Here is a 24979-nt window from a genome sequence, read left to right as displayed (position 1 = left end):
AGCGGATCGTCGCGGATCCGAAGTACCCCGTAATCGTGAGTCACCTCACAGCCTTTGTCAAGTGTCACTGGACAGCAAGGAAAATCCGTCGGTATAGTCCTGCTCACCCACTGCGCATGTATTCGTAACGAGCGCAGCATTATTGGAGGTGTTCCGGCTCGTGAACGGCGAAGAAGTTCTGTGTGCCTACGAAAAGATGTTGTTGATCCGTGTGATGGAGGAGCGCATCTCGGCGCTCTACAAGGGCGACATCATTCCCGGATTCGTTCACACCTCGATAGGTCAAGAGGCATGCGCGGTGGGGGCTCTCACTCATGCGCGGGTCAGTGACGTCATCACCTCGACGCACCGCGGGCACGGCCACGTTCTCGCCAAAGGCCTCGAGCCCGATCGGATGATGGCCGAGTTGATGGGCAAGGTTACCGGGGCCAACAACGGCCGGGGTGGTTCGATGCACGTCGCCGATCCCCGCCTGGGGATCTTCGGCGCGAACGGGATCGTGGGCGCGGGGTTGCCGATCGCCGTCGGTGCTGCCTTCGCTGCCAAGGATCGCGGTGAGGGCGATCTGGTGGTGGCGTTCTTCGGTGACGGGGCGATCGCGACCGGCGCGTTCCACGAGGCGATGAACTTGGCTGCGCTGTGGAAACTTCCGATCATTTTCCTGTGCGAGAACAACGGATTCTCGGAGTTCTCCTCGACGGTGGATCAGCATCCGGTTCCGATCTCTGCGCGCGCAGCGGGATACGGAATGGAATCGATCACGCTGGCAGGCAACGACGTCGAGGCAGTCGCCGACGGTATTCGGCCGGTGTACGCGCAGGTGCGAGGCGGCAGTGGTCCGGTGTTCGTCGAGGTCACGACCCTGCGGGTGCACGGGCACTACGAGGGCGATCCGCAGGTGTACCGCGACAAGGACGAGATGACCCGAGACATTCTCGCGGCCGATCCACTGACGGTGACGCGGGGCCGACTCCGGGAGCGAGGCATCGGGGACGATGTCCTCGATCTGGTGGACAAGCGGGTGAGGGCGGTGGTCGACGAGGCGGAGCGTTTCGCGCGGGCGTCGCCGCAACCGGAGGCGTCGAGCGTGATGGAGTACATCTATTCACCGCGACGTGTCTATCCGCCGGGCCACCTCGACGTGAGTGTCGACGCGGGTGGTGCGGCGGTGTCCCAGTCCAAGATCATCAAAGCGGCGCTCGACGACTCTCTGGCAGCCGATCCGGATGTGTTTCTTGCTGGCATCGACGTTGCCGGCGGAAATGTTTTCGGTCTGACCAGGGGATTGGCCGCGGAGTATCCGGGTCGAGTGCTCGATACGCCGATCTCCGAATCGGCAATCATGGGTCTTGCCGTCGGCTCCGCGATGGCGGGCCGTAGGCCCGTCGTGGAACTGATGTACCTCGACTTCCTCGGGGTGTGCCTGGATCAGTTGATGAATCAGGCGGCAAAACTTCGGTTCATGACGGGCGGCGCAGTGAGTCTGCCGTTGGTGGTGCGGACGCAGTTCGGTTCCGGCAGATCGTCGGGTGGGCAGCATTCGCAGAGTCTCGAGGCGCTGTTGGCGCACATACCGGGACTGACTGTGCTCATGCCGAGTTCGGGCGCGGATGCATACGGGTTGTTGCGGGCAGCGATCGAGGACGACAACCCGGTCATGTTCATCGAGCATCGACTGCTGTACGAGAAGAAAAGTTCGTTGCCGAGCAAGGATTTTCGGGTTCCGATCGGAAAGGCAGCGGTGACGAGACCAGGTTCGGACGTCACCATCGTCTCGTGGTCGCGTATGGCAATGCACGCTTTGGTTGCGGCGCAGACGTTGACAGAGGAAGGGATCGATGCGGAGGTCATCGATCTACGAACGATTGCTCCGCTCGATCGGGAGACGATTCTCGAATCCTTCGGTCGGACCAACAGGATGGTCGTCGCCCAGGAAGCGGTGGTGGACTTCGGTGTCGGAGCCGAGATCGCAGCCATGGCGGTGGATTCCGGTTTCTATTCTCTGGACGCGCCGGTGGTGCGGGTGGGAGCACGGTACGCGCCCGCGCCCTATGCGCCGGTGCTCGAACGTGAGTGGGAAGTCGGACCTGACGACATCGTTGCAGCCGTTCGGCGGGTGATGTCGTGCTGAGCGCTACCCGTCCGCGGGCAATGACCGGTGGCGGGGTGCTGCCCGAGATGCTTCTCGACGCACTGCGTCGAGATCCCGAAGCACTGGCCCTTGTCGACGAGAGTGTGCGGTGGACTTACCAGGAATTGGTGGACGCTGCAACGAGCTTTGCAGGCGCACTGCATAAATCGGGATTCGAGCCTGGAGAAGTGGTACTCGTTCAGCTGCCGAACTGGTGGGAATCCGTGGTTGCGGCCTGGGGCACGTGGCTTGCCGGCGGCATTCTCCTGCCGGTGGTCCCGATTTACCGCGCACACGAGCTGTCCTTCATCATCGAGCAAGCTGAGCCGTCGGTGATCGTCGCCCCGCAGGAATACCGCGGATATCGTCACGTCGAGCAACTCGGGACTGTGCTCCGTGATCTGGGCCGAGAGGTTCTTCTGGTGGAGGCTCGAGGCGAAGGTGGGTTGCGGCGCACCACGTTCGACGACTTTCTGGACTTCGGGATGGAGGCGAACCGGCCCGACCACCGCGCGGATCCCGACGACGTCGCCCTCGTTCTCTACACGTCGGGAACCACTTCGGCTCCGAAAGGCGTTCTGCACACTCATCGGACCCTGATGGCCGAGAGTTCGAGCATGATCGCGCATTGCGGCGTGGATTCGCAGGACCGAATCTTCATGCCTTCGCCGTTGCCCCACATCACCGGAATGTCGTATGCGGTCGTTCTTCCCGCAGCGGCAGCCTGCTCGACGGTTCTGATGCAACGCTGGAATCCCGCGGAGGCAGTTGCGTTGATCGAGCGCGAACAATGCACGTTCACCGTGAGCGCGACACCGTTTCTCCGCGGTCTTGCCGACGCCTACGAGGAGGACGGATATCGACGATCCCATCTGACTCGATTCGTGTGTGGTGGGGCCGGGATTCCGCCCGAGCTGGTACGTCGAGCCCACCGCGTGATGGGGACAGCGGTTGTTCGTACCTACGGATCGACGGAACTTCCGACCCTCGTGATGGGTGATCCTTTCGGTGACATCGGTCTGCAGGCCGAGGACGAAGGAGCTGTGATCGGCGGAAACGAGTTCCGGCTCGGCGAAGACGACGAGCTGTTGGTGCGTGGTCCGGAACTGTTCGTCGGCTACGTCGACAGCTCGATCAACGCGGAATCATTTACCGAGGACGGCTATTTCCGGACTGGCGACGTTGCCACCGTGGACGGGCCAGGTCAGATCCGGATCACTTCGCGGATCAAGGACATCATCAACCGGGGAGGGGAGAAATTCAGTGCTGCCGACATCGAGTGGGTCCTCGAGGCTCATCCGAATGTGGCAGAGGTGGCAGTGGTCGGGTATCCGGACGAGGAACTGGGGGAGCGCGCGTGCGCCTTTGTCGTTCCGCACGGTGAACCACCAAGCGTTCGAGACCTGCGGATCTTCCTGCTGTCCGAAGGATTTGCTGTTCAGAAGGCTCCGGAGAGAGTCGAGACCGTTGCGTCGCTTCCTCGGACGGAGAGTGGGAAGGTTCAGAAGTTTCTCCTGCGTCGAGCGTTAGGCTTGGGCTCCGCACAGGCGGTCCCCGAGACCTACGGAAGCGAGTTCGGACATGACGGCAACCGGCGCAAAGCCACCTCGTAAGGCGGCTGAGTCGACAGCGGCTGCATCGAAGAAATCGCAACCGCGCAAGACGACTCCCCAAAAGACGACGGCCCAGAAGAAGACGGCGCCGACCAAGGCGGCGGCGCGCAAACAGAAGGCGGAGGACAACGGTTTGGGGACGTCGGTAGGTAAGACGGTTCGTGCCGAACGCACGCGACAGGGAATCCCGGTTCGCGAACTGGCGAGGCGACTCGGCGTATCACCGTCGTTCCTGTCCCAGTTCGAACTGGGACAGAGTCAGGCGGCGGTCAACACGCTTTTTGCGATCGCGACCGAACTCAACCTGTCGTTGGACGTATTGCTCGGCAACAGCGTCGATCCGGAACGTGAATCCGAGTCCGAATCGAAGACCCACGAGCCGCGCATTTCCGACTGCCTCACATTCCGATCGGGTGTCCGCTGGCAACGGTTGGCGAATACTCCTGAGAACCATCACGTCCAGTTCCTCCTCACGGAGTACGAGCCCGGCGCCGACTCTGCGCCGGGCGACGCACCGCAGACCCACTCGGGTGACGACTACGGGTACGTGCTGGAAGGGACTCTGACTATCGACATCGACGGAATGCGTCGGCTGCTCAAGTCGGGCGAAGCGATCCACCTGGTCGGGAATGTTCCTCACCGATTGCGCAACGAGACAGATCAGACGGTCAAGGCGATCTGGTTCGTCCTGGGGTGAGTCGCTGCGTGCGACGTATTGGATGTGATGTCACCGGGTGTGACGCCGGTCTCGATTCAACTTAGGCAATCCTTTTCTTGACTAATTCCAGAAAAGCGGCATACTGGGAAACATGCGAGACGGAGAGCATGACTTCGACCCCCGAGCGCAACTTCGCGCCGTCGGGTTGAGGATCACCGCTCCGCGCCTCGCCGTGCTGGATGCGGTTACAGCCCAACCGCATTCAGACGCCGATTCTGTTGCAGCACTCGTGCGGCAGCAGCTCGGATCGGTATCCACACAGGCCGTTTACGACGTGCTCAAGGCATGCGTGAACGCAGGATTGCTGCGACGCATCGAGCCGGCGGGTTCACCCGCACGGTTCGAGACGAGAACTGGTGACAACCACCATCACCTCGTCTGTCGCGGCTGCGGCAAGGTCGTCGACGTCGATTGTGTTGTCGGCCAAGCTCCCTGCCTCGAACCTTCCGATAATCACGGCTTCGAAATCGACGAAGCCGAGGTCGTGTTCTGGGGCCGTTGCGAAGATTGCCTGAAGAATTCTGCCGAATCCGACACCGCGTCGGACACGGTCTCGCAGAATCGAATTGATGCGTCCAGAACCTCCGAGCCAGCCCCTTCGCATGCAGCCCATGCGTTCGGCTCGGATGCAGCCCCGCTCCTCTGACGCCCAGCCCACAACGCTAGGAGGCTTCGCCATGACCAAGCCCACCACCAACAATTTCGGTATCGCGGTCGCAAGTGATGACGAATCGCTGACCGCGGGTATTCAGGGGCCGGTGCTCCTTCACGACCACTACCTGATCGAGAAGCTCGCGCAGTTCAACCGCGAGCGTGTCCCGGAGCGCATCGTCCACGCCAAGGGCGGCGGCGCTTTCGGTGAACTCGTCATCACACACGACGTCAGCAAGTACACGAAGGCCGCGTTCCTGCAGCCGGGTAAGAAGACCGAGTCGCTCGTCCGCTTCTCCACCGTCGCCGGTGAGCAGGGCAGCCCGGACACCTGGCGCGATCCGCGCGGTTTCGCGATGAAGTTCTACACCGAAGAGGGAAACTACGACCTCGTCGGCAACAACACCCCGGTGTTCTTCATCAAGGACGCCATCAAGTTCCCCGACTTCATCCGTTCGCAGAAGCGACTGCCAGGCTCCGGTCTTCGTGACCACGACATGCAGTGGGACTTCTGGACTCTGCGTCCCGAAACGGCTCACCAGGTGACCTGGTTGATGGGTGACCGCGGTATCCCGAAGACCTGGCGCAACATGGACGGCTTCGGATCGCACACCTACCAGTGGGTCAACGCTGCGGGTGAACGCTTCTGGGTGAAGTACCACTTCAAGACCGATCAGGGCATCGAGTTCCTGACACAGGCAGAAGCAGACAGCCTCGCCGGTAGCGATCCCGACTACCACCGCGCGGATCTGTACAACGCCATCGAGGCCGGTAATTTCCCGAGCTGGACCCTCAAGGTTCAGATCATGCCGGTCGACGAGGCCGAAGGCTACCGCTTCAACCCGTTCGACCTCACCAAGGTCTGGTCCCAGAAGGACTACCCGCTGATCGAGGTCGGCAAGTGGACGCTGAACCGTAACCCGGAGAACTTCTTCGCGCAGATCGAGCAGGCATCCTTCGAGCCGTCGAACGTGGTGCCCGGCATCGGATTCAGCCCGGACAAGATGCTTCTGGGCCGCGTCTTCTCCTACGCCGACGCACATCGTTACCGCATCGGCACCAACTACGCCGACCTGCCGGTCAACGCGCCGAAGAACGAGGTGAACTCCTACTCCAAGGAGGGCGCCATGCGTTACAGCTTCAATTCCCCGTCGACGCCGGTGTACGCACCCAACTCGTACGGCGGACCTCACGCCGATCCGTCTGTTGCCGGTGACGAAGGCCTGTGGTCGTTCGACGGCAAGGCAGTGCGCGCCGGATACATCGAGCACGCCGAGGACGGCGACTTCACGCAGGCCGGAACGCTGGTCCGTGAAGTTCTCGACGACGCAGCTCGTGAGCGCCTGGTGAGCAACATCGTCGGCCACGCCCTTGCGGGCGTCAGCGAAGAAGTTCTACTGCGTGTCTTCGAGTACTGGAAGAACGTCGACGCAGATTTGGGCAAGCGCGTCGAAGAAGGTGTACGCGCAGGTCAGTGACCCGCTGACATGAGCATCGCCTAGGTTTACCGAATGCGGACCGCTGCAAGGGAAATCACTTCCCGGCAGCGGTCCGTTTTTGTCTGCCCAACTACAGCAGTGCGAACCAGTAGACGAAGCATGCGAGAAGGAACACAACCACTGACTCCATGACGACACCCCTGTTCGACGTGCACTTCTGCTGTCCGCACTCTCCATGATCCGCTTCTCGAGCGGAGAATGCTCGGGGCACAAGTTTCGCGAACCGAGGTGTTGGGCAGTCAATTCCCATGGCAACAGGTGCAGTTCTCTTCGACATCGACGGAACGCTCGTCGATTCCAACTATCTGCATGTAGAAGCGTGGTCGCGAGCCTTCTTCGAGGTAGGTCGCCCGGTTGACGCGTGGCGGGTGCACCGCAGCATCGGTATGGACGGCGACCAACTACTGGAGACGTTGCTCGGCGAAGACATCGACGGGTGCGGGCCACGGGCCAAGGAACTTCACACCAAGTACTACCGGCAGTCGGCTGACCGTCTCCGAGTACTGCCGGGAGCGCGCGAATTGATCCGCCGAGTTCACTCGCTCGGACTGCACGTCGTGCTCGCTACCTCGGCGCCCGACGACGAACTGGAGTTGTTGCGCCAGACGCTCGACATCGACGAAATGATCTACGCCGCGACCTCTTCGGAATCCGTCGACGAGGCCAAGCCTGATCCGCACCTGATCGAAATCGCGCTCGCGAAGGCAGGTGTCGACGCGGGCGATGCGGTCATGGTCGGAGACGCCGTCTGGGACATGAAGGCGGCGACATCGGCGGGCGTTGTGGCTGTGGGAGTGCGCAGCGGCGGCATGTCGACCGACGAACTCGAAGGCGCGGGTGCGGCGACGGTGTACGACGACGCCCGCGACCTTCTCGACCACCTCGACGGCAGTGTGATTTCCGAACTCGTTTCAGGCCTAGATACCGGGAGTTGATCAGTGATGGCACGATTCGGCTATACCTTGATGACCGAACAGGCCGGCCCGAAAGAACTGGTCCGCCATGCAGTTCGGGCCGAAGAAGTCGGCTTCGACTTCGAAGTGATGAGTGATCATTACTCGCCGTGGCTGACCGAGCAGGGGCATGCGCCTTACGCCTGGTCGGTGCTGGGAGCAGTTGCCCATGCCACCGAGCGAGTCGGGTTGATGACGTATGTGACTTGTCCGACCGTCAGGTACCACCCTGCCGTGGTCGCGCAGAAAGCCGCGACGATCCAGATCCTCGCGGACGGGCGCTTCACACTGGGATTGGGAAGTGGCGAGAGCCTTAACGAGCATGTGGTCGGCGAGGGGTGGCCGTCCGTCGACACCCGGCACGACATGCTGCAGGAGGCAGTGAGCATCATTCGTGCACTGCTTGCCGGGGATCTGGTGAGCTGGAAGGGGGAGTACTTCGACGTTCAGTCCGCGCGGATCTGGGATCTCCCGGAGAACCCGGTTCCCCTGGCGCTGGCCATGTCCGGCGACAAGTCCGTCGAGCGTTTCGGTCCGATGGCCGATGACCTGATTGCCGTGCAACCGGATTCGGATCTGGTGCACCAGTGGAAGCACGTTCACGGCCGGGCGTACGGGTTGGCGCCAGCAGGCCGGACCATCGGTCAGATTCCGATCTCGTGGGATCCTGATCGCGACACGGCCATCGCTCGCGCTCATCAGCAGTTCCGGTGGTTCGGTGGAGGGTGGTCTGTGAACTCCGAACTACCCACACCGGCGAGTTTCGCAGGTGCGACTCAGTTCGTGCGCAAAGAGGATGTGGCGGAAAGTATTCCGTGTGGTCCTGATCTCGATGTCATCGTGGAGGCAGTCAAGGCGTACACCGATGCTGGGTTCACCGATGTGGCGCTGGTACAGATCGGTGGAGATACCCAAGACCGATTCTTCGACGAGGCAGCCAAGCCACTGCTCGAGGCTCTGCATGTCGAATTGGGTTGATCGAGAAAATCAATCGAGTTCCGCCGAGGGGGCTCGCGTCGAGTCGCGCGCTACCGCCGTGCAGCCGCGCCTGCTGCGCGACGAGGGCCAACCCCAAACCGCTTCCGGCGTCGCCGGCGCCGGTACCACGAACAAATCGTTCGAACATCGCTTCGCGTTCCGACGGCGCGATCACGGTGCCGTTGTCGTCGACGTATACCGTCGCCGAACCGGTGGCAGCCCCTGATCGGACGGTGATCTCGACTTCGTCGGCATTGCCGTGCCGAACGGAGTTGGTGACGGCGTTGGTCAACACCAGACGGATGCCCGCGGGAAAGGCCTGAACCGAAAGTTCTTCCGGTGCTTTCAAACGAACGTCGACCTGAGGGTGCAAACGGCCGGCGTCAGCGACGGCGCGATCGGCAACCTCCACGAGATCGACGTCGGCACAATCCTCCGGATCGGCCACTTCACCCAGGGCGAGCGTCTCGAGATCGGTCAGGGTGCGCTCGATCTGGCGCTGCGCCTCCAACAACTCGCTGGACAGTTCGCGGCGTTGGCTTTCCGTGAGATCCAGTGTTGCGAGAACTTCGAGATCGGTACGCATCGACGTGAGAGGTGTGCGTAGTTCGTGGGCGGAGACGCGAGCGAAATCGCGCGCCGACTCCAACGCCTCTTCGGTGCGGCTTCTATCGGTTTCGATGCGACTGAGCATGCTGTGGATTGCCTCCGACAGTTCTTCGGCTTCGCGCGTTCCGCGCACCGACGGTGCCCGGCGCGAGAGTCCTTCGACGTCGAGGTTGTTGCCGATCGAACTGGTGGTCTCGGTCAATTGCTGTAGAGGCCGGACGGCGCGGCCTGCGAGGAACCAGCCGAGCCCGGCCGCGGCAAGGATGGCGACCACTGCAGCAGCGGCCACCTGGAACTGCTGCTCACGGATTGCCTGGGTCAGTGGGTCTTCAGGGATGCTGACGGCCAGTGCGGCGCCGCTGTCGCCAGGCACGAGAACATCCCGACTGCGAACATCGGTGGTAGCCAAGGCGCTGACGGTCGTGGCGTTGAATCCAGGGCTGACCACGAATGGTTCTGTGGTTGCAGTTGGTGTTTCGATGAACAGGGGGCTCGGCGCACTCGCTGCGACGCCCAGGGTGACGGAATCGAGAGTGCGTTCGAGTTGTTCGGATCCGTTGACGCGCAGGAAGACCGCGAACGCAATTCCGATCGCGGCAATCACGATTCCGGCGGCCAGGCCCGACGCGATGGCTACCCGGGTCTGAAGTGACAGCGGCCGCTTCATCGTTCGGCCCTCAGGACGAAGCCCACTCCGCGCACCGTGTGGATCACGCGGGGCGCCCCGTCGACTTCGAGTTTCTTGCGTAGGTAGGTGACGAAGACGTCGACGACATTGGTGTCGGCCGCGAAGTCGTAACCCCAGACGAGTCGCAGGAGTTGTGCGCGACTGAGTACGACACCGGCATGCTCGGCGAGTACCGACAACAGGTCGAATTCTCTTTTGGTGAGTTCGATTCGCCTACCGTCGATGTGTGCTCGATGGCCACGGAGATCGACCGTCAGCGGTCCCACCGTGATCGGATGGTCGACCGACGGAGTGGCTCGCGTCGTGCGTCGTAGCAATGCGCGCAGTCTGGCGACGAGCTCGGCCAATTCGAAGGGCTTGGTGAGGTAGTCGTCGGCGCCCGCCTCCAGCCCCGCGATGCGGTCACCCACGGAACTTCGGGCGCTGAGTACGCAGATCGGAACCTCGTTGCCGATCGCGCGCAGGGCGGTTACCACTCCGACGCCGTCGAGGCCGGGCATGTTGACGTCGAGAACGAGTGCGGCCGGGCATTGCTTGTTCACCGATGACAAGGCAGATCGTCCGTCGACGGCAGTTGCCGTGTCGAAGCCCGACAATCGGAGTCCACGTTCGAGCGAATTCAGAACCTTCGCGTCGTCGTCAACGATCAGGATGCGCTCGCGTGTACTCACTCCAGCCATGGTGCCATCGGATTGCGACCTGGGGCCTCGCTCGGAGCGAGGGCCGCCGCATTCTCATCAACTCCTAAGAAACCGACAACAGATCTGCAGTGTTGGCTTCATAACCTCGGGTTTCTCGGATGCGACCGCGCCGAGAATTCGAAAACGTTCGATCAAGGAGAACAACGATGACGCGATTGAAAGTGAACGGCAAGCGGGCCAGCCGGACCGGTGTGGTGGTGGCGTCGGTGGCGGTCCTCGGTATGGCCGTGGCGCCGGGAATCGCCTGGGCTTCCAACCCGATTTCCGACGGGTCGCCGGTGGCGGTGCGATCGATCGCGACCGCTCCGTCAGAGGCAGGTGTGGCACCGGAAGTAGCGTGTGGTGCCGCGACGCCGATTTCCGACGAGGAGCTGCAGAAGCTCATCGACGAGGGCAAGGTTGTGCGCGCCGAGGAGGCGGGCACAGCCGCAATCACGATCGAAGTCCCTGGCGACGCCGCGACATTCATTGCGCGTGAAGGGGTGCCGGCGTTGCCGACCGTCGAATGGGCTCCGGCGATCGAGGGTGTTCCGGCAGAGGTGCTCAACATGGCAGGCGTCGCTCCGCTGGAGGAAGGCGTTGCCCTGTCATGCGCGGTTGCTGCGGGCTGACGAGCGAAAAAAGCTCCGCATGAACCGCTTTGACCTGGAACGGTACGGCCGTACTCAACCGGGTCCGGAGGTTGGTCAACCCTGTCGGTAGCACTTGCTACGTTCGGGGCGGTCTCGGCGAGCATGCCGAGACCGTCGCCGACGGCGTCATGTGTGTGGTGTCTTGCAGAGGGTGCGGTACGGCCTGATGCGGGGCGCGTTTCGAAAGGTGTTGTGTTTCATGGTCATGGGCCCCACCCACGCGATGTCCGGTGCTGCCGTGGGGTTGGTGGTTGCAGAGTTGTTGCCTCTCGATTGGGGAGGGCCCACATCCACCGCTGAAACCTTGACCTTTGCCGGTGTGTGCGCGGGAGCCGCCTTGCTTCCCGACCTCGATACCGGTCAGTCGACGGTTTCCCGATCATTCGGTCCTCTCAGCAAAGCGCTGGCCAAAGGTATCGACGCAATTTCGGTGACCTTCTACCGCATCACCAAAGGCAAGAAGGACGGCAAGCGTCGTGGTGGACATCGGACGCTCACGCACACCGCGCTGTTTGCCGCCGGTCTTGGGGCCGGGGTCTCGGCGCTGGTTGTTCAGTTCGGGAAGCCCGCCATCATCATCACGCTGTTCTTCTGCCTCGGGTTGGCGATCCGAGGATTGGCGGGTGAATTGGCCAAGGAGAAGGGTTGGCTCGCCGTCTCCGCCGTTGCGTTGGTGCTCTCGGCTCTCACCTGGCAGTGGTATCCGAGTGAGGCCGGATCCACCGGGCTAGGTGTTGCAGTGGCACTGGGCTGCGCCACACACTGTCTCGGCGATGCGATCACCAAGGAAGGGGTGCCGTTTCTCGCGCCCCTGATTCCGCTCGGCGGCAAGCGGTGGTGGGAACAACGGCTGCCGTCATTTCTGTCCATCCGCGCAGGTGGGAACCTCGAGAAGATTCTGATCGGGCCGGCGCTGACGGTCCTGACTGCCTGGTTGATCATCAGTGCTTTCGACGGCGCCCCGGAAGCGATCTACGCCGTCTTCGCTCCGATGGTGCAGTGAGCATCTAAATCTTTTATTACGGAACCACTGGCATCGTAATCATATTTGTTCTACGTTCGTCCCTGACATGAACCGAGTCGGCTGACGGAGTGAGCAGTGGTGCATCAAGCAGAGCGCAAGGCGGAGCACAGCTCGAGAGAAGACGGTGTGAGCCGGCGCGGATTTCTCGCAGCGAGTGTCGGCGCAGCTGCTCTCGCGGGTATTTCCTGGGCACCGGCGGGAGCTGTTCCCTGGGGCTCGGCATCGACCATCGCGCCACCGCCCGGATTTCCGTCGGACATTCCGTTGTCACAGCAGGCATACGCGAACTGGTCGCGAGAAATCATGCTCGAGAGTGTGTGGACGGCGACGGCGCGTCACAGCGACGACGTCGTCGCCCTCGCCAACTGGGCGTTCGACAACGGGTACACAGTTCGTGCGAAGGGAACGATGCACGGGTGGAGTCCGTTGACGGTGGTGCCCGGCGCGCCTTCGGATCGAGTTCTGCTGGTCGATACGATGGCGAACTTGAATTCGGTTGTGGTGCAGCACGGCACGCCCGCAACAGTCACGGCGGGCGCCGGCGCCAGTATCGAAGCGATTCTGACAGCGCTCGAGCGCGAGGGGCTCGGGTGGGCCAACTCTCCGGCGATCGGTGAGCTGTCCATCGCCGGGGCACTGGCGATCGGCGCTCACGGGGCAACGTATCCGGCGGTGGGGGAGACGATTACCCCTGGCCAGTCGTACGGGTCGCTGAGCAACCTGATCACCGAGATCACGGTGGTGGCGTGGGACGAAGGCAGCAATCGCTACGGGCTGAAGACTTTTCACCGATCAGATGACGAGATCACGGCTTTCCTGACTCACCTGGGCCGAACCTTCGTCACCTCCGTGACGCTGCAAGCCGGGGAGAATTATCGGCTGCGGTGCCAGAGTTTCACCGACATTCCGTGGCAAGAACTCTTTGCTGCTCCCGGTTCGCCAGGGCGTACCTACGAGAGTTTTGTCGAGAAATCCGGACGGGTGGAGGCGATCTGGTTCCCGTTCACGCAAACACCGTGGCTCAAGGTCTGGACGCCGACCCCGGTCAAACCACCGGAGTCCCGAGAGGTGAGCGGGCCGTACAACTACTTCTTCTCCGACGCGATTCCCGAAGAAGTCACCACCCCGTTGGGGATGGTGGCGCAGGGCCTTCAAGCTGCGACACCGCTGTTCGGCGCCTCTCAGTTCGGAGCTGTAGCAGCAGGATTGGCGCTGACCGACACCGACGATCTGTGGGGCTGGTCAAAAGATGTTCTGTTCTACCTGCGGCACACGACGTTGCGCGTAGTAGCGGGCGGCGGCGCGGTGATCACCAAGCGGTCCAACATCGGCCGAGTCGTCCACGAGATGACGAGTTGGTTGAACGAGCGAATGACGCACTACGCGTCGCTGGGGCAGTATCCCGTCAACATGCCGTTCGAAGTGCGTCTCTGTGGTGTCGATGACAGTGGCGAAGTCCTTGTCGACAGCGCCGGCGTGCCGGATCTGTCAGCGGTGCGGCCCCGGGCGGATCGTCAGGACTGGGATACGGCGATCTGGATGAACGTGGTCTCGATTCCCGGCACCGCGGGATTGCCCGCGTTCCTTCGCGAGATGGAACGGTGGATGGTCGCGAACTACTCCGGCGATTACGCGACTTTCCGTCCGGAGTGGTCCAAGGGATGGGCATTCACCGATCAAGCTGCGTACCAGGACGACGAATTCCTCACCAGCACAGTGCCTGCCACCTTCCGTGCCGGTGGCGACGGGAACTGGGACTTCGCTCTCGCCACTCTGGACGAACACGACCCGCACCGCGTCTTCAGCAATACGTTCATCGACCGCGTCTTGCCACCCAGCTGAATCTCCTACTGCGGTAGTGGTTTGCGCCAGCGCACGTCGGAGATGCGGATGCGCTGATTGTTGTCACCGTTCCAGTCGACGCTCAGTCCCTGGGCTCGGAGTGCGTCGGCTACCTGGCGCCCGACGGTCTGATCGGTGTGCGCGATCATCTGTGCCTTGGCGGTTTCGTCGCCGCCGAACGCGGCGGAGACCAGCGCGGGATCGAGATCGTGGGCCGGACGAAACGCACTGTAGGACAAGTAGAGATCGGACGGCTCGTCGCCGAGACGCTCCGCATCTTGCATGTGGAAGAACGTGTACGCCCACTGAGCAAAGGGATACCCGTTCTCGTCCGGTTCGGACGGCGTGCGTTCGTCGTCGATTTCGGTAGTGCCGCACTGCATGCAGCAGGTGAAGTTCATGCGGGCCACGATGCCGTTGCGCTCGAGTTCTGCGAAGGCGGCGGATACGCGCTCGAAGTCGCCGGGACCCGCCCACTGGGTCTGCTCCCCGAGCCTTCGGTCCCAGACCTCACGCACTACTGCGTCGATCTGTCTGCCGAGTTCATCGTTCTCGAAACCGCCCTCGACACAGTCTCGGGCGGCTTCGCAGATTTCATCGAACGTCGCGAACCCGGGGACTACCAATTCGCGTGCTTGCTCACGGACGGCCACGATGTCGGCCGCGCTGAGCACCGTTGCAGGCTGACGTGACCGTGCTGACCGTGACGGTGCTGACCGTGACCAGGGCAATCGCATACCGGCACCGTACTGCACCGATCCGGCCGTCAGGCGTCGGCTGCTGCCTTTGTTTCCTCCTCGGTCGACGGGGCAGGCTTGTTCGGGATGAGCGCGGTGGCGATCAGGCCGACCACGACAAATCCGGCCGCAAGGTATCCGCCGAGTGTGATCCCGTGAGTCATTGCAGACTGTGCAGCGTCGGCGACGAAAGCGGTGCTCGGTGACCCGGCCAGCGAGTCGATGGCGGCGCCCGCGCTGTCGGTGACAGCACGCGTCAACTGATCAGCCTGAGCTTGGTCGACACCGGATTCGGTGAGGTCGTTGTTCAGCGTGGAATTGAGAGTGCTGAAGAAGACCGTGGTGAGGACAGCGATGCCCAGTGCGGATCCGAGTTGGCGGAACGCACTCTGAATGCCGGAGCCTTGACCGGCGCTCTGCTCGGGAATCTCCTCGAGCACGACGTTGGTCACCTGCGCAGTCGCAAAACCGACACCGATGCCGTAGAAGAAGAGCACTGCGGCGATAGTCCACCAGGGGCTGTCTGTCGCCGCGATGAATCCGAGACCGGCGAGACCGAGCGCTTCGAGGGCCAAACCGATACGGACCAAGCCCAACGGCGAGACCTTCGACGCCATTCCGAAGCTCGCACCACTGGCGACGAAGCTGCCGATGGCAATGGGAACCAGCGCGAGCCCTGCCTGGAGTGCGCTGTACCCGAGCGTGAACTGAAGCCAGAGAGGAAGCACCGCAACGATTCCGAACTCACCGAGCCCGATGATCAGCGTCGCGATGTTGCCGTTGCGGAACGACGAGATGGAGAACAGTCGTACGTCCATCAGCGCCCGCGACGGATCGTCGCTGCGGGTGAGCATGGTTTGACGGTAGGCGAACGCACCGAGCGACAGAACGGCGAGAACCAACGCCACCAGAACCGGCGACGGTCCGCTGGACCATGACAGGCCGAACAGATCGAAGGGTTCCTTCGTCGTCAGCCACCCATACGTACGTCCCTCGACGAGGCCGAAGGCGAGCAGGCCAAGGCCGGCGATGGACAGTGCTGCTCCGGTGGCGTCGATGCGCCCAGCGGTGCGGGGTGAGGGCGCGATGAACAGCACTGCGCCGATCAGAATGAGCGCAGCAAGCGGAATATTGATGCCGAATGCCCAACGCCACGAGGCATGTTCGGCAAGCCAGCCGCCGAGTAGTGGGCCGAGGGCGGAAGCAGCACCGATGGTGGAACCCCAGACTGCGAAGGCCTGGCCGCGGGCTTTGCCGGTGAACATCGCGTTCAGAAGCGACAGTGAGGTGGGCAGGATCATGGCCGCGCCGGCGCCCTGCAGGAATCGCGCCAGGATGAGCAGGCCGCCGTTCGGTGCCAGTCCGGCCAGTAGGCTCGTTGCGCCGAACACGACGACACCGGCGATGAAGATGCGACGGGCGCCGACCAGGTCCGCAACTCTGCCGACCAATAGCAGGAGCGCCGCGAACACGATTGCGTAGGACTCTTGGATCCATTGAGCCTGAACGGAGTTGATTCCGAGATCTTCGATGATCGAGGGAACTATGACGTTGACGATAGTGGTGTCGACGACGATCAGTGCCACGCCGAGTGCGATGGCGATCAGGCCCAACCACTTGCGAGTGGTGGGTGAGATGTTCACGAATAAACCTCCATTGTGAAGTAACTTCACAGTGAAGGTATATTTGAGGCGGTAAGTTGTCAACGTGCGCGCTGGGCTCGACCGGCCGCCGTCTGGCACAGGAAAGGTGGGATCACGGGGTGGAAGCACCGCGCGACATCTCCGTGGAGCGGGAGCGGCTGATGGACGAATTCCGCGCGTACGGTGGGACGTTCACCGAATTCAGTCATCGATTCGCGTCGTGGCTCGGCCTGCATTCCACCGACGCGACTGCCTTGATGGAAATCACAGCTGCCGAGGAGAAGGGGGCGCCGCTCTCGCCCGCCCGCCTCGGAGAGCGGATCTCGCTGACGTCGGGCGCAACCACCGCGTTGCTCAACCGCCTGGAGAAGGCGGGACATATCGTCCGGACCCGTGAGAATGCAGACCGTCGCGTGGTCACGCTGCACAGCAGTGCGCATGTGCAGGACCTCGCGGACGAGTTTTTCGGCCCACTTGCCGTGCGACTCGACGCCATGATGGAGAAATACCCGCCCGAACTGCTCAGTCGATTCGAGGAATTTCTCGTCGACCTGCACTCGACGATGAACGAACACCTCGAGCAGGACAACCGCTGAACAAAAAAGCCGCCCGACTCCGGAGAGTCGGGCGGCTTTTTTGTGTCGGTGACGGCTACTTGCCGAGCTTGGCCTGCAGGTCGTCGAGAACCAGGCCTGCGCCTGTCGGGCCGAGGCCCAGGAACCAGGTCTCGTCACTCACCTCGGTGGCGCGGCCTTCCTTGACTGCGTCCATGCTTGCCCACAGCGGACCGGCGACAACGGTGGTCTGACCGGTGTCTGCGGGATTTCCGTAGCTGGAGTAGAAGATTCGTTCACCCTCTGCCTCGGTGATCGTTTCCGGGCTGACCTCGACGGCCAACTCGTTGATGTCCTGGATCGCCGGGCGTGGCAGGCCGACATCCTTCAAGATGACGCCGATGAACGACAGGTTGCCGTACAGGCGCAGCTTCCCGGACATGAAGCGAACCAGCGAGATAGTCGGCGAACCGTCGATCGACTCACGGACCTGATCCGCGTGCGTCTGGTAGTCGTTGAGAACCTGCTCGGCCTTGGTCTCCTCGCCGAGTGCGTCACCGGCAAGGAGGAAGTTCTCCTTCCACGGGAAGCCGGGGCGGATGCTGAAGACCGTCGGCGCGATTGCCGAGAGCTGCGGGTAAAGCTTGTCCTGGCGCAGCTTGCTGCCGAGGATCAGATCTGGCTGCAGTGCGGTGATCGCCTCGAGGTTGAGGTTGTTGGTCGTGCCGACATCGGGGACGCCGACCAATTTGTCAGCCAGGTACGACGGCTGACCGGCGGCACTTTCCGGGCTGGCGATGCCGACCGGGGTGATCCCGAGCGAGAGGACCTCGTCGAGTTCGCCGCTGTCGAGGACGACGACACGGGTCGGCTTGGCCTCGAGGGTGGTCTCGCCCAGAGCATGGGTGATGGTGCGTGGGAACTCGCCGGGCACAGCATCGCTGCCGAGCTTCGCGGTATCCGTGTCGGCGGTGCTGAACAGCTTGCCGCCGGTTGCGACATCGGTGTTGCCGTTTGCGTTGCCGCCGGCGTCGGAAGAACCGCAGGCCGTAGCGGCAAAAACAGTCGCCAGGGCAACCATGGCGACCCGGACCGATGTGCGGCTCCGGAGAGTGGTGCGTGAATGCATTAGGCTACCCTACCTTCCAGCTATCGGGCTTGGTCAGAGAGGTATCCGCACCGTTGATGCCAGGTGAGCAGCGCGTCAGGTCTCGCTCAGCGGGACCGCTACGCAATTCGGACTACAGGGTGCGACCAACGTGTTAGCTTCGCGAAAGACCTGTACTGGTAAGCGAAGACGCGTGTAGTGAGGATTTCGATGACCCTGAACATTGCCGATCTGTTCGAGGCCGTTGCCGATGCGATCCCCGATCGGGTTCCCTTGATTCTGGAAGATTCGCGGTTGAGCTACGCCGAACTCGAACTGCGATCGAACCGCCTCGCACATCATCTGCAGTCCGTCGGCGTCGAGCCTGGGCAGCACGTCGGTATTCATATGCGCAACTGCGTCGAGTACGTCGAAGCGCTCCTGGCTTGCTTGAAGATCAGAGCAGTGCCGATCAACGTCAACTTCCGCTACACCGATGCAGAACTCCTGTACATCTACACCAACTCTCAAATGGTGGCATTACTCGTCGAAGAGGAATTCGCGCCGACGGCATTGGCCGTGGTTCCGCAGTGTCCGGAGATCTCCCACGTGCTGATCGTCGGCGACGACTATGAGAACGCCCTTGCCGCGCAGACTGATACCCGCGACTTCGCCCCGCGAAGCAACGACGACCATTTCATCATCTACACCGGCGGTACAACCGGAATGCCCAAGGGCGTGGTGTGGCGGCACGAGGACTTCTTCTTCGCAGCCCTGTCCGGAGCGAACCTCAGCGGGCCGCCGCGTCGGAGTCTCGAAGAGGTTGTGGATGCGGCCGTGGCGAACACCAATCCGACTGTGCTGCTACTCATCCCGCCGCTCATGCATGGAGCCGCGATCTATTCACTGCTCACGGCTTTCCTCATGGGAGCGCCCCGAGTACTGACCCGCAGCTTCGATCCGATGGAAGTGTTGCGACTGGTCGAGGCCGAGAAGATCACCGGAATTACCGTCGTCGGCGACGCGATTGCTCGGCCGATCGCCGACGCCATCGCCGCAAGCGAAGGCCGCTACGACCTTTCGACTCTCAAGCTGATCGGGTCGGGTGGCGCATTGTTCTCCCCGAACCTGAAGGCAGAACTGACATCCCGATTACCGGGACTGGTGATCAAGGATGCCTTCGGTGCTTCGGAATCCGGCAACGACGGCGTCGTCGAATTCGGTGAGGACGGTTCAAAGCGAATTCGATCAAACCCCAACAAGATTCTTGTCGACGACGAATTTCGTCGCATCGAACCAGGCTCGGGCACAACCGGTTTCATCGCCAGGGCCGGCCATGTCCCCGTGGCCTACTTCGACGACCCCGCCAAGACTGCTGCAACTTTTCCTGTCGTCGACGGGGTGCGTCTGGCGGTACTCGGGGACATGGGCACGATGGAAGCCGACGGAACCATCGTGCTGCTCGGGCGCGGTTCGATGTGCATCAACTCCGGCGGCGAGAAGGTCTACCCCGAAGAAGTGGAGCAGGCGCTCAAAACTCACCCGGCAGTTTTCGACGCTTTGGTAGCGGGCGCGCCCGACGCACGATTCGGTGAGAAGGTTGCCGCTGTCGTGCAGGTTCGGCCGGGGTTCGAAGATGTTGCGACGGAATCATTGTCGGAACACTGCCGCACCCACGTCGCCGGGTACAAGATCCCCCGGTCGATCGTGCTGGTACCCAGCATCCTCCGCTCACCCAGTGGGAAGGCTGACTACCGTTGGGCTCGCGAAACCGTAGCGGGAGTGTGAATCACCTTCCGATACTTCGGACGACGCACCACTCGTTTCCCTCTGGATCCAGCAGCACCTGAAAGGTACCGGCCGGGTCCTGCTGGACAGTACCGACCCGAGTTGCGCCGAGGCGCTCGGCGGCCTCGGTTGCAGCGACGACGTCATCCACGCTGACGTCGATGTGTAGACGATTCTTCGTCAGCTTGGATTCCGGTACGCGCTGGAACGCGAGGCGGGTCCATCCTGGAGGGTCGACAAACGCCCACGCGGTGTTTCGCTCCACTGGTTGTCCGCCGAGGATTCCGGCCCAGAATTTCGCCAGTGCAATAGGAGACGAGCAGTCGACGACCACCTCATCAACCTGCCCGATCACCGCTTCACAGCTCCGCTCAATTCGGCTGTCACAGCTGTGCTGAATTCGGCTGTCACAGCTGTGCTGAACTCGGCTGTCACAGCTGCGCTCAATTCGGCTGTCACAGCCACGGCTCGATCGGCTTCTTCACCCACATGATCTTCTCGTCCGGATGCTCACGCCGAGCTTCGGGACGGTCAGGGTTAGCGGCTGCCCACACAGCTTTCTCGTCGAGCAGTCCGGCCGCGATGGTCCAGGTCTCCCGCGTGCTCGGCGGATTGGCGCCGGCCGCACGTGCGAGTTTGCGCAGTCGATCGTCGGGCATCTCGAGCAACTCTGCGCTACTGATATCGCGATCCCAGGCGAACTTGGCCAGGCCGACGGCTTTCTCGCGTCGGCTACGGCTCGCCATGTCGTTGTGCGCAAAGTCTGGTTGGGATGCCACGGCTTCACCTTATCGTCAACGCAATCGAGGCCCTCCCGCGTGAGCGGAAGGGCCTCGATTACTGTTCTTCACTGTCGGGGTGGCGGGATTTGAACCCACGACCTCTTCGTCCCGAACGAAGCGCGCTACCAAGCTGCGCCACACCCCGTGTCGAACCTCGGTTAGCTTACATTACCGAGTCGACTGACATTAAATCCGCAGGTCAGTTGCGTAGAACCGACGCTGGAGACTCTGCGGAACTGTGTGCGGAGACGTGCTCCGGTTCGCGCCTGGTGGCCGGAACCAGAGTCAACAGAGTTGCCTCGGGGCGGCAGCAGAAGCGCGCCGGCGCCCACGGCGAAGTGCCGATGCCCGCGGAGACGTGCAGCTGGGTGTGCGCGCCCCACTTCGACGGCCCCTTGACCCGGGATCGATCGATCTGGCAGTTGGTGACCAACGCGCCGTAGAACGGAAGGCATAGCTGACCACCGTGCGTGTGGCCGGCGAGCACAAGGTCGTAACCGTCGTCGGCGAACCGATCGAGAACTCGAGGTTCGGGCGAGTGCGTCAGACCAAGCTTGAGCTGGGCGACGGGATTGGGTGTTCCGGCGACGGTGTCGTAGCGATCACGCTTCAGGTGCGGATCGTCGACGCCGGCGGCTGCGATGCGAATTCCGGCCACTTCGAGCTCGCGGCGCACGTGGGTCATGTCCAGCCATCCACGTTCGGTGAACGCGGCCCGCAGATCGCCCCAGGGGAGGGGATCCCCGGTGATGCGCTTGTCCTTGTTGAAGATGTAGCTCAGTGGGTTCTTCGGTTTCGGAGCGAAGTAGTCGTTGCTGCCGAAGACGAACAGACCCGGCCGAGCCAACAGATCACCGAGCGCCTGGACCACTGCCGGGACGCTGCGCTGATGCGACAAGTTGTCGCCGGTGTTGACCACGAGGTCGGGGTCGAGGCCTTCGAGCTCACGCAACCAATTCTGTTTCAACCGTTGGTTCGGCATCATGTGCAGGTCGCTGAGATGGAGGACCCGCAGCGACGACGAACCGGGCGCCAGGACTGGCATCGTCACCTCACGCAGTGCAAATGCATTGCGTTCGATGCCGGATGCGTACCCGATCCCTAGTGCAGCGGCGCCCGCGGCACCAAGTGCGGTGCGGGTCAGATTGGTGCGGAACTGGGAAGACACCTCTCAAGGATACGGGTGTGGCGTTCTTCTGCGTCGCTCTCGCCGCCTTTTACAGCTATTCCACAGAGAATTGTGTCCGGGCGGAGGTAACTATCGGCACGCTCGAAACGCCGAGCGCGTAACGTTTCCACCATGTCCGACACGACACCATCGCTCAAAGCCACCCTCCGAACCGACATGGTTGCATCCATGAAGGCGAAGGATCCGCTACGTACAGCCACCCTTCGGATGCTCATGGCAGCCATCCAGACCGAAGAGGTGGCCGGTAAGGAAGCACGAGTCCTCACCGACGAAGAAATCATCAAAGTCCTTGCAAAGGAATCGAAGAAGCGCGGCGAATCGGCCGAGATCTACACCGAGAACGGCCGCGGTGAGCTTGCCGCGAAAGAGCGCGCCGAAGCTCAGATCATCGACGAGTACCTGCCGACGCCGTTGACCGACGCCGAGCTTGTCGACGTCGTCGACACCGCCCTCGCTCAGGTGTCCGAGGAGCTCGGTGAGCGTCCGGGGATGCGTCAGATGGGCCAGGTCATCAAGGCCGCCAGCGCGCTGGCCAAGGGCAAGGCCGATGGCGCCCGTATCTCTGCAGCAGTGAAGTCCCGCCTGTAGAAGCGCGCCACATCTCCGAGTCACTCGGAGATCGCGGCCGTTCTTGTTTTCAGAGCCGTCAGTTTTCAGGGCCGTCAGTTCGGCGGGGTCCCCGCAGGCGGTGCGGGTTCACCTCCGGGCGGAGTCGCATCCGGGGGAGTCGCGCCCGGTGCCGGAGCTGCTGGAGCTGCCGGGGATGCGGGTGCTGCCGGAGCCCTCACGGAACCGTCACTGATGTAGATCGTGACGGTCGAACCCGGGATCGCGGACCCGGACGGCGAAACTCCGGTGACCGTTCCCGCGCGTGCTCCGGACGCCGTCGTCACGGAATTGACCGTGAAGCCGGACGCCTGCAACCGCGACGTCGCCGCCGACTGGCTCAGGCCGACAACCTCGGGAACCTGGCCGTTCTGCGATCCCCGTGCGTACTTCTCGTCGATCGGAGGCAGCGAGGTGGGCCCGAAGTTGTTGGCGACCGGGTTCATTGCCGCGAACCAGGATCTCGCCGGTTCGGTACCGCCGTACAGGTTGCCGCTGTAGCAGGGGCGCAGCGGGCTCGAGCAGATCTCTCCCGGCGTCGGGGAGTCGCCGAAGATGTAGACGGCAGCAGCGAGGTTGTTGGTGAAGCCGAGGAACGCCGAGGACTTGTGGGTCTCGGTGGTACCCGTCTTGCCCGACATCGGCAGGCTCCATCCGGCGCTGCTTGCAGCTCCGGCAGACGTACCGGCGCCGACGTCGTCACGGCTCATGGCGTTGGCGAGTGTGTCTGCCAAGCCGGGCTCGACAACCTGCTCACAGCCCTGCTCGGTGACGGCCACCGGCTTGCCGTAGCGGTCGAAGACCGAATCGATGGGACTCGGCGGGCACCACTTGCCGTGCGAGGCGAGAGTGGCCGCGACGTTGGAGAGTTCGAGCGGGTTGATCCAGGTGGGGCCCAGGGTGAACGAACCGAGGTTCTGTTCCTTCTGGAAGTCGGCCATGCTGCGCTCGTCGAAGCCCGAGGTGTTGGGATCAGCGTACGAGCGCATGCCGAGACGGACGGCCATGTCGACGGTCGGCGTGACGCCGGTTGCCTCGATGAGCTTGACGAAAGCGGTGTTGGGGGACTGTGCCAGCGCGTCGGTCACGGACAGCGTCGGCGGGTAGTTGCCGGCGTTCTCCACGCAGTAGGTCGACACCGGGCAACCGGCCGCACCACCGCTACCCATGCCCTTGGCTTCGAATCGCTTGGGCACGTCGAGCGTCGCGTTGATACCGAGGCCCTTCTCCATCGCCGCAGCCGTCGTGAAGATCTTGAAGACGGAACCCGCACCGTCACCGGCAAGGGAGTACGGCTGTGCCTGGACGGTTTCGTCGGCGTCGGCATTGAGACCGTACGTGCGACTGCTGGCCATCGCGATGACCTTGTGTGAATCCTGGCCCGGCCTGATCACGTTCATCACGTTCGCGATGCCGTCGAGGTTGGCGCTCGCGTTCGCGTTCAGTCCGGCCTTGGTGGACGCCTGGACCTGCGGATCGAGAGTGGTCTTGATGAGGTAACCACCCTCGTTGATCTGGTCGCGCGTGATTCCGGCGTCCGAGAGGTACTTCAGTGCGTAGTCACAGAAGAATCCGCGATCGCCTGCAGCGATGCAGCCGCGCGGCAAGTTGTTGGGGGTTTCCAGGACGCCGAGGGGCTCTTCCTTGGCGGCGCGGAACTCGTCGGCACGATCCGGAATGTTCGTGATCATGGTGTCGAGCACGGTGTTACGACGCTCGGTCACGCCCTCGACGTTCGTGTACGGGTTCAGTGCGGAGCTGGACTGAACCATGCCGGCAAGCATCGCCGACTGGGGAACGGTCAGATCTGCGGCATCGACGCCGAAGTAGGTCTGAGCCGCGTCCTGGATGCCGAAGGATCCGTTGCCGAACGGTACGAGGTTGAGGTACCGGGTGAGGATCTCGTCTTTCGTGAGTTCCTTGTCCAGCGTCAGGGCCATCCGGATCTCGCGGATCTTTCGGGCCGGGGTGGTCTCGATGGCAGCGCGGCGCTCGGCATCCGTCTTGGCCACGACCAACAGTTGGTAGTTCTTCACATACTGCTGATCGAGTGTCGACGCGCCCTGCTGCACTTCACCGGTCGTCGTGTTGGTGAGGAAGGCACGCAGCGTTCCCTGCCAGTCGACGCCCTTGTGGTCGGGGAACCGGCGGTCCTCGATGGAGACGATCGCCAACTTCATGTTGTTGGAGATCTTCTCGCTCGGGACTTCGAAGCGTCGTTGGTCGTAGAGCCAGGCAATGGGATTGCCTGCCGCATCGACCATGGTGGACACCGCGGGGACCGTGCCTTCGACCAGTTCGGCCGAGACGTTGTCGACGGTATCGGCGGCGCGGTTGGACGCGAATCCGAATCCGCCCGCCACTGGGAACATCACCCCTGCGACCAGGACACCCGCCAATGCGGAGCTTCCGGCGAGCTTCGCCACTGTTTTTGCAATCGACACGATCTACAGAGTACGTGTGCCCACCCATTGGAACCGGTTTCAGTGTTTTGGGGGTGTTCAAAACCTTCTGAACACGCGCTTTGTACTGCCGTACCAAAAAATGCTCCCGA

The 24979-nt window shown here is 62.6% G+C and carries 22 protein-coding genes and 1 tRNA gene; 13 read left to right on the top strand and 10 right to left on the bottom strand.

Annotation, left to right across the window (positions count from 1 at the left end):
* The first annotated feature begins 160 nt into the window (after nucleotides 1-160).
* From AC1DVN_RS06470 to AC1DVN_RS06440, 7 genes are all read left to right on the top strand, one after another.
* Nucleotides 161-2131: an alpha-ketoacid dehydrogenase subunit alpha/beta gene (locus tag AC1DVN_RS06470; protein ID WP_029254315.1), complete on the top strand. Its 1971-nt coding sequence runs from the start codon at nucleotides 161-163 to the stop codon at nucleotides 2129-2131.
* The gene (locus AC1DVN_RS06465) at nucleotides 2125-3744 is read left to right on the top strand and encodes an AMP-binding protein (protein ID WP_020905947.1); all 1620 of its coding nucleotides are present in this window, start codon (nucleotides 2125-2127) and stop codon (nucleotides 3742-3744) included. Before AC1DVN_RS06470 ends, AC1DVN_RS06465 begins: the two co-directional genes overlap by 7 nt.
* Nucleotides 3713-4441 (top strand): helix-turn-helix domain-containing protein, encoded by a 729-nt coding sequence (locus AC1DVN_RS06460; RefSeq protein WP_029254317.1) that lies wholly within the window; start codon nucleotides 3713-3715, stop codon nucleotides 4439-4441. The genes AC1DVN_RS06465 and AC1DVN_RS06460 overlap by 32 nt, the downstream gene beginning before the upstream one ends.
* 112 nt (nucleotides 4442-4553) lie before the next feature.
* Nucleotides 4554-5108 carry a Fur family transcriptional regulator gene (locus tag AC1DVN_RS06455; protein ID WP_019746588.1) on the top strand — a complete coding sequence of 185 codons (555 nt, stop codon included), beginning with the start codon at nucleotides 4554-4556 and terminating at the stop codon, nucleotides 5106-5108.
* A gap of 31 nt (nucleotides 5109-5139) precedes the next feature.
* The gene (locus tag AC1DVN_RS06450; RefSeq protein WP_019746589.1) at nucleotides 5140-6591 is read left to right on the top strand and encodes a catalase; all 1452 of its coding nucleotides are present in this window, start codon (nucleotides 5140-5142) and stop codon (nucleotides 6589-6591) included.
* A 269-nt stretch (nucleotides 6592-6860) separates the two neighbouring features.
* A complete protein-coding gene (locus AC1DVN_RS06445; RefSeq protein ID WP_020905950.1) occupies nucleotides 6861-7547 on the top strand; it encodes an HAD family hydrolase in 687 nt (228 codons plus the stop codon).
* 6 nt (nucleotides 7548-7553) lie between these two features.
* On the top strand, nucleotides 7554-8543 hold the full coding sequence (locus AC1DVN_RS06440; protein WP_020723628.1) for an LLM class F420-dependent oxidoreductase: 990 nt from the start codon (nucleotides 7554-7556) through the stop codon (nucleotides 8541-8543).
* Here AC1DVN_RS06440 and AC1DVN_RS06435 read toward each other — a convergent pair.
* On the bottom strand, nucleotides 8440-9819 hold the full coding sequence (locus tag AC1DVN_RS06435; protein WP_020968245.1) for a sensor histidine kinase: 1380 nt from the start codon (nucleotides 9817-9819) through the stop codon (nucleotides 8440-8442). The two genes, AC1DVN_RS06440 and AC1DVN_RS06435, sit on opposite strands and share 104 nt — an antisense overlap.
* The gene (locus AC1DVN_RS06430) at nucleotides 9816-10520 is read right to left on the bottom strand and encodes a response regulator transcription factor (RefSeq protein ID WP_003943475.1); all 705 of its coding nucleotides are present in this window, start codon (nucleotides 10518-10520) and stop codon (nucleotides 9816-9818) included. The genes AC1DVN_RS06435 and AC1DVN_RS06430 overlap by 4 nt, the downstream gene beginning before the upstream one ends.
* A 167-nt stretch (nucleotides 10521-10687) precedes the next feature.
* On the opposite strand from AC1DVN_RS06430, the gene AC1DVN_RS06425 reads away from it, so the two are divergent.
* The 3 genes from AC1DVN_RS06425 to AC1DVN_RS06415 all read left to right on the top strand — a co-directional run bounded on the left by AC1DVN_RS06425 (nucleotide 10688) and on the right by AC1DVN_RS06415 (nucleotide 14039).
* Nucleotides 10688-11152 (top strand): hypothetical protein, encoded by a 465-nt coding sequence (locus AC1DVN_RS06425; RefSeq protein ID WP_019746594.1) that lies wholly within the window; start codon nucleotides 10688-10690, stop codon nucleotides 11150-11152.
* Between the two features lie 220 nt (nucleotides 11153-11372).
* Nucleotides 11373-12176 carry a metal-dependent hydrolase gene (locus AC1DVN_RS06420; RefSeq protein ID WP_007732353.1) on the top strand — a complete coding sequence of 268 codons (804 nt, stop codon included), beginning with the start codon at nucleotides 11373-11375 and terminating at the stop codon, nucleotides 12174-12176.
* A gap of 96 nt (nucleotides 12177-12272) precedes the next feature.
* Nucleotides 12273-14039 carry a cholesterol oxidase substrate-binding domain-containing protein gene (locus tag AC1DVN_RS06415; RefSeq protein ID WP_113683530.1) on the top strand — a complete coding sequence of 589 codons (1767 nt, stop codon included), beginning with the start codon at nucleotides 12273-12275 and terminating at the stop codon, nucleotides 14037-14039.
* A 5-nt stretch (nucleotides 14040-14044) separates the two neighbouring features.
* On the opposite strand, the gene AC1DVN_RS06410 is transcribed toward AC1DVN_RS06415, so the two are convergent.
* Nucleotides 14045-14713 (bottom strand): DUF6891 domain-containing protein, encoded by a 669-nt coding sequence (locus AC1DVN_RS06410; protein WP_046377835.1) that lies wholly within the window; start codon nucleotides 14711-14713, stop codon nucleotides 14045-14047.
* A 92-nt stretch (nucleotides 14714-14805) separates the two neighbouring features.
* Nucleotides 14806-16419 carry a DHA2 family efflux MFS transporter permease subunit gene (locus tag AC1DVN_RS06405; protein ID WP_029254323.1) on the bottom strand — a complete coding sequence of 538 codons (1614 nt, stop codon included), beginning with the start codon at nucleotides 16417-16419 and terminating at the stop codon, nucleotides 14806-14808.
* Between the two features lie 119 nt (nucleotides 16420-16538).
* Here AC1DVN_RS06405 and AC1DVN_RS06400 point away from each other — a divergent pair, with 119 nt between their 5' ends.
* The gene (locus AC1DVN_RS06400) at nucleotides 16539-17015 is read left to right on the top strand and encodes a MarR family winged helix-turn-helix transcriptional regulator (protein WP_020905958.1); all 477 of its coding nucleotides are present in this window, start codon (nucleotides 16539-16541) and stop codon (nucleotides 17013-17015) included.
* 55 nt (nucleotides 17016-17070) lie between these two features.
* On the opposite strand, the gene AC1DVN_RS06395 is transcribed toward AC1DVN_RS06400, so the two are convergent.
* Nucleotides 17071-18102, bottom strand: coding sequence for an ABC transporter substrate-binding protein (locus tag AC1DVN_RS06395; protein WP_046377836.1), 1032 nt, complete (start codon nucleotides 18100-18102; stop codon nucleotides 17071-17073).
* A 189-nt stretch (nucleotides 18103-18291) separates the two neighbouring features.
* Here AC1DVN_RS06395 and AC1DVN_RS06390 point away from each other — a divergent pair, with 189 nt between their 5' ends.
* A complete protein-coding gene (locus AC1DVN_RS06390) occupies nucleotides 18292-19848 on the top strand; it encodes an acyl-CoA synthetase (RefSeq protein WP_477993626.1) in 1557 nt (518 codons plus the stop codon).
* Between the two features lies 1 nt (nucleotide 19849).
* On the opposite strand, the gene AC1DVN_RS06385 is transcribed toward AC1DVN_RS06390, so the two are convergent.
* The 4 genes from AC1DVN_RS06385 to AC1DVN_RS06370 all read right to left on the bottom strand — a co-directional run bounded on the left by AC1DVN_RS06385 (nucleotide 19850) and on the right by AC1DVN_RS06370 (nucleotide 21798).
* Entirely contained in the window at nucleotides 19850-20203 is a 354-nt protein-coding gene (locus AC1DVN_RS06385) for a VOC family protein (RefSeq protein ID WP_029254326.1), read from the bottom strand.
* 100 nt (nucleotides 20204-20303) lie between these two features.
* Nucleotides 20304-20627, bottom strand: coding sequence for a hypothetical protein (locus AC1DVN_RS06380; protein ID WP_019746603.1), 324 nt, complete (start codon nucleotides 20625-20627; stop codon nucleotides 20304-20306).
* Nucleotides 20628-20701: 74 nt separating this feature from the next.
* Nucleotides 20702-20775: transfer RNA gene (locus AC1DVN_RS06375), tRNA-Pro, on the bottom strand.
* A 54-nt stretch (nucleotides 20776-20829) separates the two neighbouring features.
* Nucleotides 20830-21798 (bottom strand): metallophosphoesterase, encoded by a 969-nt coding sequence (locus tag AC1DVN_RS06370; protein ID WP_003943461.1) that lies wholly within the window; start codon nucleotides 21796-21798, stop codon nucleotides 20830-20832.
* A 132-nt stretch (nucleotides 21799-21930) separates the two neighbouring features.
* Here AC1DVN_RS06370 and AC1DVN_RS06365 point away from each other — a divergent pair, with 132 nt between their 5' ends.
* Entirely contained in the window at nucleotides 21931-22407 is a 477-nt protein-coding gene (locus AC1DVN_RS06365; protein ID WP_003943491.1) for a GatB/YqeY domain-containing protein, read from the top strand.
* A gap of 74 nt (nucleotides 22408-22481) precedes the next feature.
* Here the strand turns inward: AC1DVN_RS06365 and AC1DVN_RS06360 are convergent, their stop codons facing one another.
* On the bottom strand, nucleotides 22482-24851 hold the full coding sequence (locus AC1DVN_RS06360; protein WP_003943525.1) for a penicillin-binding protein: 2370 nt from the start codon (nucleotides 24849-24851) through the stop codon (nucleotides 22482-22484).
* Nucleotides 24852-24979: the final 128 nt, after the last annotated feature.

The sequence above is a fragment of the Rhodococcus sp. P4_E4 genome (assembly GCF_056401575.1).
Note: the sequence above shows the minus strand (reverse complement) of the source record. Positions and strands in the feature narration are given on the sequence as shown.